The following is a 13,430-nucleotide window of genomic DNA, read 5'->3' as shown; positions in this document are numbered from 1 at the left end:
GCCGCGTCGGCCAAACCGATGGAATTGCCCTCCCAGGTGTTCATCAGCGACGGAAGCCGATGGACCATGCCATAGCGGACAGTCACGCCACCGTGACGATCAGTCACAGGACAATCAGGAGCCACGAGACCCCCCAAAGCGAGCAATGCTGAGATTCCGCCCACAGTGGTACGCACCAGGACGGACGGAGCCCTCCCCGGACTCCTTGTCCTATTTTGGCACGAGGAGGGGCAAGGGACGCAAGGGCCGTGAACGTGCGGTCCGTCACCCTTGAGTCATAAGCCCGGATCGGGACCTACGTCCCATGTTGACGAGACCTCAGAAACCTCAGTGCGAGGACGAAACCCCAAAATGGGCGGTTCGTCAAACGTCAGTTCGTGACCTCGGGCCGCTCTCAGTTGGCCGAGCGCCGGTCCCGGACCGAGCGCCACCGCTCCACCAGCCGCGCGTACGCCGCCCCCGCGGCCGCCCCGTCGCCCTGCCGCAGCGCCTCGATGCCCTCGGCCACGTCCGCCGCCGAGTGGTCGTCCTCGAGCTCACCGGCAGGCAGCGTGTACACCAGGCCGCCGTAGTCCAGCTCCACCAGCGAGCGCGGGTGGAACTCCTCCAGCCAGCGCCCCACGTCCACCAGGCCGTCGATCAGCGGCCCCTCGTCGATGCCGTCCTTCAGGGCCCGCAGCGCCCGCGCCACCCGCCGCCGCGCCTGCACCATCGGCGTCTGGTAGCGCAGCATCGGGGGAATCTCGCCGGAGCCCTTGTCGAAGCGCCGCTCCTCGTCTCCCACCAGCACGAACCAGTGCAGCGGCACCTGCCAGGTCGCCGTGCGGATCCAGGGGCGGGCGTCCGGGTTGCGGGTCAGCCAGCGCTCGTAGTCCTTGGTGGCCTGCAGCCGTACGACCGCGGGCAGCACCGCGTCCAGGACCGGCTTCGGCAGCTCCTCGGCCAACTCCTGCAGGGCCTGCCAGCCGCGCAGCCGGGTGCGCCAGGGGCACACGCACAGCACCCCGTCGACCTCGATCACAAAGGCGTCACTGCTCTCGTGCACCGGCACCGGGATCGGCGGGGTGGGCAGCAAGTCGGCGAGGGAGCGGCGCAGTTCGTCCTGGTACGAGGGTCGGTCGGCGCGCCGGCCGTAGCGCGCCCAGTGGCTGCGCTCCGGTTCGGGGAAGGCGGCCAGCGGCTCGTACACGCGCAGATACGTCGCGTACGGGACGATCACCGAGGACACCTTGGGCACGCCTGCTCCCTCCCCCGCCCACCACCGGGAAAACCTGCGGAACCCGCTCACGAACGGGCGGGAAATCTATGCAAATCGTCGCACGGACGTACTCCGGGAGTGGGTGATCCTGAGCACTGCGCGGTGGCCGGGGGCACACAGGCTCTAATCTCGTGCTCACAGCACCCGCCACCCGCACGGGAGCTGGTCTCCAACCGCCGCTACTTACTTCAGGAGTCACCACAGTGACCGACGTAACCGGCGCACCTGCTGATGTACTGCACACCCTGTTCCACTCGGACCAGGGCGGTCATGAGCAAGTCGTGCTCTGCCAGGACCGCGCCAGCGGCCTGAAGGCCGTCATCGCCATCCACAACACCGCTCTGGGCCCCGCCCTCGGCGGTACGCGCTTCTACCCGTACGCGAACGAGGCCGAGGCAGTCGCCGACGCGCTCAACCTCGCGCGCGGGATGTCGTACAAGAACGCCATGGCCGGTCTCGACCACGGCGGCGGCAAGGCCGTGATCATCGGCGACCCGGAGAGAGACAAGAGCGAAGAGCTGCTGCTGGCCTACGGCCGGTTCGTCGCCTCCCTCGGTGGCCGGTACGTCACCGCGTGCGACGTCGGCACGTACGTCGCCGACATGGACGTCGTCGCCCGCGAGTGCCGCTGGACCACGGGCCGGTCGCCCGAGAACGGCGGCGCCGGCGACTCCTCCGTCCTCACCGCCTTCGGCGTCTACCAGGGCATGCGGGCCTCGGCCCAGCACCTGTGGGGCGACCCGTCGCTGCGCGACCGCAAGGTCGGCATCGCGGGCGTCGGGAAGGTCGGCCACCACCTGGTCCGGCACCTGCGGGACGAGGGCGCCGAGGTCGTGATCACCGATGTGCGCGAGGAGGCCGTGGGACGGATCCTCGCCGCGCACCCGACGGGCGTGAGCGCCGTCGCCGACACCGCGACCCTGATCCGCGCCGAGGGCCTCGACATCTACGCCCCCTGCGCGCTCGGCGGCGCCCTGAACGACGACACCGTGCCCGCGCTGACGGCCACGATCGTCTGCGGCGCCGCCAACAACCAGCTCGCCCACCCGGGCGTCGAGAAGGACCTCGCCGACCGCGGGATCCTCTACGCGCCGGACTACGTGGTGAACGCCGGCGGGGTCATCCAGGTCGCCGACGAGCTGCACGGCTTCGACTTCGACCGGTGCAAGGCGAAGGCGGCGAAGATCTTCGACACCACGCTGGCAATATTCGCACGTGCGAAGGACGACGGGATTCCGCCGGCGGCGGCGGCCGACCGGATCGCCGAGCAGCGGATGCACGAGGCGGCCGCCGGACGCGGCCGCTGACCTTCGGGAGGTTTGACCGGTACCCGTCGGCGCACACTTAGAGAGAACTCTCACGTTCGTCGGCGGGTCGCCTGCCGAGAAGTGGTTAAAATCGCGGTTGACCAGCGGGGACGGCGCGCCCCGAGGGTCCTGGACCCGGGCCCGTCCTGTGGGCGACGTACCGTATGGGCGCGGGCTCAGGTACCGTGGAAGCCCTACGGACGGGTCTCTCCGCGGAGAGCCCGTTCCAGATCATGAACGCGTGTCAAGACTCTGGGGCCGCCGGGCCCCGTATCCGAGGGGGTCGAGCCATGGGGCGCGGCCGGGCAAAGGCCAAGCAGACGAAGGTCGCCCGCCAGCTGAAGTACAGCAGCGGCGGGACTGACCTGTCGCGTCTGGCCAACGAGCTGGGCGCTTCGACTTCGAATCAGCCGCCGAATGGCGAGCCGTTCGAGGATGACGAAGACGACGATGACCCGTACTCCCAGTACGCGGATCTCTATAACGACGACGGTGAGGACGAGGACGACGAGTCCGGTCCCACGTCGCAACATCGCCGCGGCGCGTAACGCTTGCAGCGGCTCAGCCGCCATTCCCGGTCCGGTGCCCAGGCCCCGGACCGGGTTTTGTGCTGTCGCTGCGGGGCCCCGCCCCGGACCCCGCTCCTCAGACGCCGGAGGGGCTGGATCTATGCGTAGTCGCCGATCAGCTCCGCACCCGTGGTGTGATCGCCGCGGTCCGTGATCTCACCCGCGACCCACGCCTCGACACCCCGGTCGGCCAGCGTCGCCAGTGCCACGTCGGTGGACTCCTCCGGCACGATCGCGATCATGCCGACGCCCATGTTCAGGGTCTTCTCCAGCTCGAGCCGCTCGACCTGGCCGGTCCTGCCGACGAGGTCGAAGATCGGTGCCGGAGTCCAGGTGGAGCGGTCGACGATCGCGTGCAGGTCGTCCGGGATGACGCGGGCGAGGTTCGCGGCCAGGCCGCCACCGGTGATGTGCGAGAAGGCGTGCACGTCCGTCGTGCGCGTCAGCGCCAGGCAGTCCAGCGAGTAGATCTTGGTGGGCTCCAGCAGCTCCTCGCCGAGGGTGCGGCCGAACTCCTCGATCCGCGCCTCCAGCGACAGGCCGGCCTGGTTCAGCAGGACGTGCCGGACGAGCGAGTACCCGTTCGAGTGAAGACCGGAGGCCGCCATGGCGATCACCGCGTCACCCGTACGGATGCGATCCGGGCCCAGCAGCCGGTCGGCCTCCACGACGCCCGTACCGGCGCCGGCGACGTCGAAGTCGTCCGGGCCGAGGAGTCCGGGGTGTTCGGCCGTCTCGCCGCCCACGAGGGCGCAACCGGCGAGCACACAGCCCTCGGCGATGCCCTTGACGATCGCGGCGACCCGCTCGGGGTGGACCTTGCCGACGCAGATGTAGTCGGTCATGAACAGCGGCTCGGCGCCGCACACCACGATGTCGTCCATGACCATCGCGACCAGGTCGTGGCCGATGGTGTCGTACACGCCCAGCTGCCGCGCGATGTCGACCTTGGTGCCGACGCCGTCCGTGGCGGAGGCGAGCAGCGGGCGCTCGTAGCCCTTAAGGGCGGAGGCGTCGAAGAGGCCGGCGAATCCGCCGAGGCCGCCGAGGACCTCGGGGCGCTGCGTCTTCTTCACCCACTCCTTCATGAGCTCCACGGCGCGGTCGCCCGCCTCGATGTCGACACCGGCAGCCGCGTAGGAAGCACCGGCAGAGGGGCCCGTCGCGGAAGGCGACTGATCAGAGACAGAAGACATTGCCTGGGATCTTTCGGGTTGGTTTCTACGAGGCTTACGGGCGACGGATCGCGTCGGCCGCGGCCGTGGCTGCGGGACCCGCGGCCAGTTCGGTCTCCAGGAGCTGCTTGCCGAGCAGCTCGGGGTCCGGGAGCTCCATCGGGTACTCGCCGTCGAAGCAGGCGCGGCACAGGTTCGGCTTGGCGATCGTGGTCGCCTCGATCATGCCGTCGATGGAGATGTATGCCAGGGAGTCGGCGCCCAGCGAGGTGCCGATCTCGTCGATGGTCATGCCGTTGGCGATGAGCTCGGCGCGGGTGGCGAAGTCGATGCCGAAGAAGCAGGGCCACTTCACGGGGGGCGAGGAGATCCGGATGTGGACCTCGGCGGCGCCCGCCTCGCGGAGCATGCGCACCAGGGCGCGCTGGGTGTTGCCGCGCACGATCGAGTCGTCGACGACGACCAGGCGCTTGCCCTTGATGACTTCCTTCAGCGGGTTCAGCTTCAGGCGGATGCCGAGCTGGCGAATGGTCTGTGAGGGCTGGATGAAGGTCCGGCCCACGTACGCGTTCTTCACGAGACCCGCACCGAAGGGGATGCCGGACGCCTCCGCGTAGCCGATGGCGGCCGGAGTACCGGATTCCGGGGTCGCTATCACCAGGTCGGCCTCGACCGGGGCTTCCTTGGCGAGCTTGCGGCCCATCTCCACGCGGGAGAGGTAGACGTTCCGGCCGGCGATGTCGGTGTCCGGGCGGGCCAGGTACACGTACTCGAAGACACAGCCCTTGGGCTTCGCATCCGCGAATCGCGAGGTACGGAGGCCGTTCTCGTCGATGGCGATGAACTCGCCCGGCTCGATCTCGCGGACATAGGCGGCGCCGCAGATGTCGAGGGCGGCGGACTCGGAGGCGACGACCCAGCCGCGCTCCAGGCGGCCGAGGACCAGCGGGCGGACGCCCTGCGGGTCGCGCGCCGCGTAGAGGGTGTGCTCGTCCATGAAGACGAGCGAGAAGGCGCCCTTGACCTGCGGAAGGACCGTGTGGGCGGCCTCCTCGATGGTCAGCGGCTTGCCGTCCTCGTCGATCTGGGCCGCGAGCAGCGCGGTCAGCAGGTCGGTGTCGTTGGTGGCCGCGACGCGCGGGGTGCGGCCGCCCTCCTGCTTGGGCAGGTCGGCGACCATCTCGGCGAGCTGCGCCGTGTTGACCAGGTTGCCGTTGTGGCCGAGCGCGATGGAGCCGTGCGCGGTGGCACGGAACGTCGGCTGGGCGTTCTCCCACACGGAGGCGCCGGTGGTCGAGTAGCGGGCGTGACCGACCGCGATGTGACCCTGGAGCGAACCGAGCGAGGTCTCGTCGAAGACCTGGGACACGAGGCCCATGTCCTTGAAGACGAGGATCTGGGAGCCGTTGCTGACCGCGATTCCCGCGGATTCCTGACCTCGATGCTGGAGGGCGTAGAGCCCGAAGTAAGTGAGCTTGGCGACCTCTTCACCGGGAGCCCAGACTCCGAAGACGCCGCAAGCGTCCTGGGGGCCTTTCTCGCCGGGGAGCAGATCATGACTGAGTCGACCGTCACCACGTGGCACGGCTCCGAGTGTAGGCGAGATCGACCACTGGTCCGAATTGGGGATACGTGCCGGTATTGGATCACCGCTCGGCGACAGCCTTGGCGCTTTCTCCGTTTTCGCTGGTCAGCGTGAGGGTTCGGTGATCCAACTCGTAGGTCGCCGTGCCGTCGAAGAAGCGCAGGAGGCTCTTCTCCGTATGCATGAGTGAGGTGTCGCACATCATTCGGGTGGTGGACGGGGCGCCCAGGGTGATATGTCCGTCGCGCACCGTGGCCTTCGCGGTGACGTGGTTGCAGCCCAGACTGCCCGTGACCTTGCGGGACTTCTCGTCGAACGTGAGGTGCGGGGGCTCCTTCTGCTGCTGCGGCAGGCTCGTCATCGTGCCGTCGGCACCGAGGGCCGTGATTGTCCACTTCGTCCCGTACAGAGGGGCGTCCTTCTCCTTGGTCAGGTGGATGCGGTCGCCGTCGCCGGTGGTGAGCGTCAGGCCGTCGTCCGCGGTCCGGACCGTGAGGGAGTGGTCGTTGAGGGTGCGGGCGAGGGCGCGCTCGAAGGACATGCGCCGCTCGTCGCAGGCCATGAGGGTCTGGCGGGCGTCGGTCAGCCTGATGTGGCCGTCCGTGACGGTGGCCTTCGCGCCGAACTGGTTGCAGCCGTAGTTGCCCTCGGCGGTGCCGTCCTCGTCGATGCGGACGGCGGCGTCCGCGGGCGCGTCCCGGGTGGTGCCGTCCACGGTGACGCTGTCCACCTTCCAGTGGACGCCCGACACTCCCGAGGACGCCACGGAAGCGCTGCCCGTGTCGCTGCCGCACGCCATGACGAGCGGCAGCACGGTCAGGACGGCGAGGGTGAGTCGCTGTTTGTCCATGCCGATGGGACGGGAGGGACGGGAGACCGGTTCCCCGGCCGGGCCGCAGGGCTCACCCCATGAGAGGCAGCAGCCCGCTCAGATCCGCCCGTTCGCCACTGGCGCTGACCTGGGCCTTCTCGACCGCGTCCGGCCAGGTGACCCGCCCGGTCGCGAGCCGGAACCAGGTCTGCGGGTCGGTCTCGACGACGTTCGGCGGGGTGCCGCGGGTGTGCCGCGGACCCTCGATGCACTGCACCACGGCGTACGGCGGGATCCGCACCTCGGTGGAGCCGCCGGGCGCCTTCGTGGCCAGGGCGTCGGCGAGGAGCCGGGTGCAGGCGGCGAGGGCCTGCCGGTCGTACGGCACGTCGAGGCCCGGGACGGCGGCGTTCAGGTCGTCGGTGTGGACGACGAGTTCGACGGTGCGGGTGACCAGGTAGTCGGCGAGGGGCAGGGCACCGACGTTGGTTTCGAGGAGACGGATGCCGGTGTGCTCGTCGAGGAGCCGGGTGAGGCTCTGCTCGACGTCGGCCAGGTAGGCGTCGAGGTCCGCGTGCTGCTCGACGAGCTTCCGGGTGAACTCGTCGATGGCCGCGGAGTTGGCGAAGGTCGCGAACGCCCAGTCCAGCAGCACGGCGTCCTGCTTCGCCGGCTCGGGCTTGTCGAGCCCCCGGTGCACTGCGGTGACCGCCATCGCGATGTGCGCGACCAGCTCTCGTACGGTCCACTCGCCCAGCCTGGTGGGAAGCGTCAACTGCTCGGGGGTCAGGGTGCGCACGGCCTCGCGTACGTTCCCGAACTGGGCCTCGACGGCCTTGCGGATCTTGACGGGATCGTAGGTACGGGCGCGTTTCTTGGCCGGAGGCATGGCGGTGAGCCTAGTCGGCGCGGAGGTCGAGGCGGGGGTCGCCGGCTTCTCGTAGCCGTAGGACAGGGGCATGGCGTGGATCTGGGGCTTTCCGGCGCGGACATCACGCCCTGCGCGCGTAGTCCCCGAGGCCGTTCTCCACCAACGCGAAGGCGCGCTCGGCGCGTTCGGGAGCGTGGGCGGCGAGCGTGTCGACCGACTCGCCGGCGTCGATGAGGCGGTAGTGCTCCTCGATCAGGGCGTTGCGCGCGGCGCTGATCATGGCGGCGGCCACCGTGGCGAGCATCAGGTCGCCGGTCTCCTCGGCGAGGTGCGCGGCCAGGTCCCTCGTGCCCTTCTGCGCAGCCAGGAAGGCACGTTCCATCAGGACCGGGGTCCCCATGACGAGTTCGCGCAGCTGGCGGACGAACACCTCGTTGGCCAGGCCGACCGCCGGATCGCGGGCCTCGGCCATCTCCAGGAACTGCCGGCGTACGGCATCCACCGCGGACTCTCCGGGCTTCCGCTCGCGCACCGCCCGGGCCGCGTCGCCGAAGTGATCCTCCATCGGCCGGAAGACCAAGTCCTCCTTGGTACCGAAGTAGTTGAAGACGGTCATCTTGGAGACGTCGGCCGCGTCCGCGATCTCCTGCACCGACACGTTGTGGAAGCCGCGCTCGACGAAGAGGGCGATCGCGGTGCGGACGATCCGCCGGGCCGTCTCCAGCTTCTTGCGCTCGCGCAGTCCCATCACTTCGGTCACGCGCTCACTGTACCAAGGCGAAATTTAATCCTGGATGAAAGATTGCCCAGGATGAAACATTGACTCGGTACAGACTCCCCCTGCATGGTGGTGGCCATGACCGAGACCCAGCGCAAAATCGGCTTCGCCGTCTGCCTCGTCACGATCGTCCTGGCCCTGCTGGACATGCAGATCGTGTCCGCGGCCACCGTCCCGATCGTCCGGGACCTCGACCCCGCCCACGGCATCGACAAGATCCCGTGGCTGGTCAGCGCCTATGCGCTCGCCTCGGCCGCGATGCTGCCGCTGTACGGCAAGCTCTGCGACGTCTTCGGCCCCAAGCGCGTCTTCACCGCCGCGATCGCCACCTTCCTGCTCGGCTCCGCGCTGTGCGGCGCCGCCCAGTCGATGACCCAGCTCATCGCGGCCCGCGCCCTCCAGGGCCTCGGCGGCGGCGGACTGATGAGCATCACGATGGTCGTGATCGCCCACCTCAAGGGGCCGGGGGAGAAGGACGCCGACAAGAGCACCAACATGGGCGGGCTCGTCGCCGGCGGCGCGATGGCGGTCGGCCCCTGGATCGGCGGCCTGCTGGCGGACCATGCGAGCTGGCGCTGGATCTTCTACGTCAACCTGCCGATCGGCCTCGCGGTCCTCGCCACCGCCGCCTTCGCCCTGCACCTCCCCGAGCACCACATCCGCCGCCCCCTGGACTACTTGGGCGCCGGACTCGCCGCCGCGTTCTCCAGCGCGCTGCTCCTGATGACCGACTGGGGCGGCAAGAAATACGCGTGGACGTCCCCGGAAATCCTCGCCCTGGCCCTCACGACCGTCGTGACACTCGCCCTCTTCCTGTGGCGCCAGTTCCAGGCACCCGAACCGGTGCTCCCGCTCTCCCTGTTCAAGGTCCGCGAACTGCGCCTGGCCTTCGCCGTCCAGGCGATCCTGGGCGGCGCGATGATGTGCGCGATCTACTACGTCCTCATCTATCTGCAGGTCGCGCGCGGTATCGCCAGCTCCTCGGCGGGCCTGTACCTGGTGCCGTTGGCGGTCGGCCTTGCGGCGTCCGGTCTGCTCACCGGCCCGCTCACCGCGCGCGGCTGGTCGGCGCGGACCTTCACGATCAGCGGTACGGCGACCACCGCCCTCGCCTTCGCACTGCTCGCCACGACGACCGGCCCGCACACCTCCCTCTGGCTGATCCGCGGCGAACTCCTGCTGGCCGGCGCCGGGTTCGGCCAACTCGTCGGCCAGCTGATCCTGCTCGTCCAGCACTCCGCCCCACGCCACCAGCTCGGCGTCGCCACCACGTCGATCCGCTTCTTCCAGACCCTCGGCAACGCCCTGGGCACCGCCGTCTTCGGCACCATCCTGGCCCGCCTGTACGCCGCCCACGGCCCCGGCGGCGACATCACCGCCCTCGCCCGCCTGACCGACCCGGCCCACACCGCCGGCATCCACGCCTTCGTCGACGCGACCCAGGTGGTGTTCTGGGGCGGGGCCGCGCTGATGGCCATAGCCGCACTGTTGGCGCTGCGACTGCCCAAGTCCGCCGATCAGAAGGACAGTTCGGCCCCGCCCCGGGAGCCCGAGCCGGTCCCGGCCTGAGACATGACGAAGGCCCCGCCCGTGGGAACGGGCGGGGCCTTCAGAGCCGTACCGGCGACTACGCCAAAAGCGCCGGGATGGTCTCCTCGTGCGCCGTGCGCAGCTCCTCCAGGGAGAGCTCGAACTCGCCCTGGAGCTCGACCGTCTCGCCGTCGACGACACCGATGCGGGTGACCGGGAGACCCCGGGCGCCGCACATGTCGTTGAAGCGGAGCTCCTCCGAGCGCGGCACGGCGACGACCGCACGCCCCGCCGACTCGGAGAAGAGGAGCGTGAAGGCGTCGAGCCCGTCCGGTACGACCAGACGCGCGCCCTTGCCGCCGAGCAGCGCCGACTCCACGACCGCCTGGATCAGACCGCCGTCGGAGAGGTCGTGCGCGGAGTCGATCATGCCGTCGCGGGAGGCGGAGATCAGGATCTCGCCGAGCAGGCGCTCGCGCTCCAGGTCGACCTTCGGGGGCAGGCCGCCGAGGTGGTCGTGCACGACCTGCGACCAGGCCGAACCGCCGAACTCCTCGCGGGTGTCGCCGAGGAGGTAGAGCAGCTGTCCCTCCTCCTGGAAGGCGACCGGCGTGCGACGTGCGACATCGTCGATAACGCCCAGGACCGCGACCACCGGGGTCGGGTGGATGGCGACCTCGCCCGTCTGGTTGTAGAGCGAGACGTTGCCGCCGGTCACCGGGGTGCCCAACTGCTGGCAGGCGTCGGCGAGTCCGCGGATGGCCTCCGCGAACTGCCACATCACGGCCGGGTCCTCGGGCGAACCGAAGTTCAGGCAGTCGGAGACGGCAAGCGGCTTGGCGCCGGTCGTCGCCACGTTCCGGTACGCCTCGGAGAGGGCCAGCTGCGCGCCCGCGTACGGGTCGAGCTTGGCGTAGCGCCCGTTGCCGTCGGTCGCGATGGCGACGCCGAGCCCGGACTCCTCGTCGATGCGGATCATGCCGGAGTCCTCGGGCTGGGCGAGGACGGTGTTGCCCTGCACGAAGTGGTCGTACTGCGAGGTGATCCACTTCTTGGAGGCCTGGTTGGGAGACGCCACCAGCTTCAGGACCTGGTCCTTCAGCTCGGCCGAACTCGCGGGCCGCGCAAGCTTGTTGGCGTCGTCCGCCTGCAGGGCGTCCTGCCACTCCGGGCGGGCGTACGGGCGCTCGTAGACCGGGCCGTCGTGCGCGACGGTCCGCGGGTCGACGTCGACGATCTTGCCGCCGTGCCAGTAGATCTCGAGGCGGTCGCCGTCGGTGACCTCGCCGATGACGGTGGCGATGACGTCCCACTTGTCGCAGATCTCGAGGAACCGGTCGACCTTCTCCGGCTCGACGACCGCGCACATGCGTTCCTGCGACTCGCTCATGAGGATTTCCTCGGGCGAGAGAGTCGAGTCGCGCAGCGGTACGTCGTCCAGCGTCACGCGCATGCCGCCGGAGCCGTTGGACGCCAACTCGCTGGTGGCGCAGGAGAGTCCGGCCGCGCCGAGGTCCTGGATGCCGACGACCAGCTTCTCGGCGAAGGCCTCCAGGGTGCACTCGATGAGGAGCTTCTCCTGGAAGGGGTCGCCGACCTGCACGGCGGGACGCTTCGACGGCTTGGCGTCGTCGAAGGTCTCGGAGGCCAGGATGGACGCACCGCCGATGCCGTCACCGCCCGTACGAGCCCCGTACAGGATGACCTTGTTGCCCGCGCCGGAGGCCTTCGCGAGGTGGATGTCCTCGTGCCGCATCACACCGATGGCACCGGCGTTGACCAGCGGGTTTCCCTGGTAGCAGGCGTCGAAGACGACCTCGCCGCCGATGTTGGGCAGGCCCAGGCAGTTGCCGTAGCCGCCGATGCCGGCGACGACGCCCGGGAGGACGCGCTTGGTGTCGGGGTGGTCGGCCGCACCGAACCGCAGCGGGTCCACGACCGCGACCGGCCGCGCCCCCATCGCGATGATGTCGCGCACGATGCCGCCGACGCCGGTGGCCGCGCCCTGGTAGGGCTCGACGTACGACGGGTGGTTGTGCGACTCGACCTTGAAGGTGACCGCGTAGCCCTGGCCGACGTCCACGACACCGGCGTTCTCACCGATGCCGACGAGCAGCGCGTCGCTCTGCGGGGCCTTCTCGCCGAACTGGCGCAGATGCACCTTCGACGACTTGTAGCTGCAGTGCTCGGACCACATGACGGAGTACATCGCGAGCTCGGCACCGGTGGGCCGGCGGCCGAGGATCTCCACGACCCGCTCGTACTCGTCCTTCTTCAGGCCGAGTTCGGCCCAGGGCAGCTCGACGTCGGGGGTCCCGGCCGCGTGCTCGACCGTGTCCAGAGGCGTCCGGCTCATGCGTTGACCAGCTTCTTGAGGATCGAGGTGAAGAAGGGGAGGCCGTCGGTGCGCCCGGACCCGATGAGGGGCTCCACAGCGTGCTCCGGGTGCGGCATGAGGCCTACGACGTTGCCGGCCTCGTTGGTGATGCCGGCGATGTCCCGCAGCGAGCCGTTCGGGTTGAAGTCGACGTAGCGGAACGCCACCCGGCCCTCACCCTCGAGCTTGTCGAGGGTGTACTCGTCGGCGACGTACCGGCCGTCCATGTTCTTCAGCGGGATGAAGATCTCCTGGCCGGACTCGTAGTCGGCGGTCCAGGAGGTCTCCGCGTTCTCCACCCGCAGCTTCTGGTCACGGCAGATGAAGTGCAGATGGTCGTTGCCGAGCATCCCGCCCGGAAGGAGGTGGGCCTCGGTGAGGATCTGGAAGCCGTTGCAGATACCGAGGACCGGAAGCCCTGCCTTGGCCTGCTCGATGACCGTCTCCATCACCGGCGAGAAGCGGGAGATGGCGCCGGCCCGCAGATAGTCGCCGTAGGAGAAACCGCCGGGAAGCACCACGGCGTCGACCTGGTGGAGGTCCTTGTCCTTGTGCCAGAGGGCGACCGGCTCTGCGCCCGCGAGGCGGATCGCGCGCTGGGTGTCCCGGTCGTCGAGGCTTCCGGGGAAAGTGACGACGCCAATACGAGCGGTCACTTCGCGGCCTCCGCGACTTCCTCCACCTTGACGGTGAAGTCCTCGATCACGGTGTTGGCGAGGAAGGATTCCGCAAGATCGTGGATGCGGGCGAGAGCGGTCTCGTCGACCGGCCCGTCAACTTCCAGTTCGAATCGCTTTCCCTGACGTACATCGGAGATGCCTTCGAAACCCAGTCGCGGCAGTGCGCGCTGCACCGCCTGGCCCTGGGGGTCGAGGATCTCCGGCTTGAGCATGACGTCGACTACGACGCGTGCCACGGGCACTCCCGGTGGTGTGGTGCTGAGCAGGTCCCTGCAGGTGTCTTCAGACTACCCGCACAAAATTTCTACGCGAGTAGAGTTGTAGGAAAGTACGTGACGGCCGTCACGATCCGGTATCGGACGGGGGTCTTCACGAAAAGTTCAGGGAAAGATCCCGGATCGATGCCTCAGAGCTATTGCGCGGGTGACACGCGGGGAGATTTAGTCGGGCTTCACATTGCAATGCCGGGCACTGTACAAATGAATTGCC

Annotated in this window: 12 protein-coding genes; 3 read left to right on the top strand and 9 right to left on the bottom strand. The window is 69.1% G+C overall.

Translation table 11 applies throughout. From position 1 onward, the window contains the following. Window positions 1-394: 394 nt before the first annotated feature. Window positions 395-1,237 (bottom strand): hypothetical protein, encoded by an 843-nt coding sequence (locus OG303_RS26335; RefSeq protein ID WP_405871357.1) that lies wholly within the window; start codon window positions 1,235-1,237, stop codon window positions 395-397. Between the two features lie 224 nt (window positions 1,238-1,461). On the opposite strand from OG303_RS26335, the gene OG303_RS26330 reads away from it, so the two are divergent. Both OG303_RS26330 and OG303_RS26325 read left to right on the top strand, forming a co-directional pair. Next, entirely contained in the window at window positions 1,462-2,565 is a 1,104-nt protein-coding gene (locus OG303_RS26330) for a Leu/Phe/Val dehydrogenase (protein ID WP_405871356.1), read from the top strand. A 290-nt stretch (window positions 2,566-2,855) separates the two neighbouring features. Next, window positions 2,856-3,113 carry a DUF3073 domain-containing protein gene (locus OG303_RS26325; RefSeq protein ID WP_405871355.1) on the top strand — a complete coding sequence of 86 codons (258 nt, stop codon included), beginning with the start codon at window positions 2,856-2,858 and terminating at the stop codon, window positions 3,111-3,113. A 119-nt stretch (window positions 3,114-3,232) separates the two neighbouring features. On the opposite strand, the gene purM is transcribed toward OG303_RS26325, so the two are convergent. The 5 genes from purM to OG303_RS26300 form a co-directional block, all read right to left on the bottom strand. Continuing rightward, complete coding sequence (purM, locus tag OG303_RS26320) at window positions 3,233-4,330, bottom strand: phosphoribosylformylglycinamidine cyclo-ligase (RefSeq protein WP_405871354.1); 1,098 nt, start codon at window positions 4,328-4,330, stop codon at window positions 3,233-3,235. Window positions 4,331-4,364: 34 nt separating this feature from the next. Then, window positions 4,365-5,894: an amidophosphoribosyltransferase gene (purF, locus tag OG303_RS26315; RefSeq protein WP_405871352.1), complete on the bottom strand. Its 1,530-nt coding sequence runs from the start codon at window positions 5,892-5,894 to the stop codon at window positions 4,365-4,367. A 61-nt stretch (window positions 5,895-5,955) separates the two neighbouring features. Next, window positions 5,956-6,744, bottom strand: a complete 789-nt coding sequence (locus tag OG303_RS26310) for an META domain-containing protein (protein WP_405871351.1) — start codon at window positions 6,742-6,744, stop codon at window positions 5,956-5,958. 52 nt (window positions 6,745-6,796) lie between these two features. Continuing rightward, a complete protein-coding gene (locus OG303_RS26305) occupies window positions 6,797-7,594 on the bottom strand; it encodes a sterol carrier family protein (RefSeq protein WP_405877484.1) in 798 nt (265 codons plus the stop codon). 103 nt (window positions 7,595-7,697) lie between these two features. Continuing rightward, entirely contained in the window at window positions 7,698-8,336 is a 639-nt protein-coding gene (locus OG303_RS26300) for a TetR/AcrR family transcriptional regulator (protein ID WP_405871350.1), read from the bottom strand. Window positions 8,337-8,432: 96 nt separating this feature from the next. On the opposite strand from OG303_RS26300, the gene OG303_RS26295 reads away from it, so the two are divergent. Then, entirely contained in the window at window positions 8,433-9,923 is a 1,491-nt protein-coding gene (locus OG303_RS26295) for an MFS transporter (RefSeq protein ID WP_405871348.1), read from the top strand. Window positions 9,924-9,981: 58 nt separating this feature from the next. Here OG303_RS26295 and purL read toward each other — a convergent pair whose 3' ends face one another. Genes purL through purS form a run of 3 tightly spaced genes read right to left on the bottom strand, consistent with a single transcriptional unit; the run spans window position 9,982 to window position 13,177 of the window. Beyond that, on the bottom strand, window positions 9,982-12,240 hold the full coding sequence (gene purL, locus OG303_RS26290; protein WP_405871346.1) for a phosphoribosylformylglycinamidine synthase subunit PurL: 2,259 nt from the start codon (window positions 12,238-12,240) through the stop codon (window positions 9,982-9,984). Beyond that, window positions 12,237-12,917: a phosphoribosylformylglycinamidine synthase subunit PurQ gene (gene purQ / locus OG303_RS26285; protein WP_405871345.1), complete on the bottom strand. Its 681-nt coding sequence runs from the start codon at window positions 12,915-12,917 to the stop codon at window positions 12,237-12,239. Before purQ ends, purL begins: the two co-directional genes overlap by 4 nt. Next, the gene (gene purS, locus OG303_RS26280) at window positions 12,914-13,177 is read right to left on the bottom strand and encodes a phosphoribosylformylglycinamidine synthase subunit PurS (protein ID WP_383492161.1); all 264 of its coding nucleotides are present in this window, start codon (window positions 13,175-13,177) and stop codon (window positions 12,914-12,916) included. Before purS ends, purQ begins: the two co-directional genes overlap by 4 nt. Between the last annotated feature and the right edge of the window lie 253 nt (window positions 13,178-13,430).

It is taken from the genome of Streptomyces sp. NBC_00005, from assembly GCF_045160215.1.
Lineage (GTDB): Bacteria > Actinomycetota > Actinomycetes > Streptomycetales > Streptomycetaceae > Streptomyces.
Note: the sequence above shows the minus strand (reverse complement) of the source record. Positions and strands in the feature narration are given on the sequence as shown.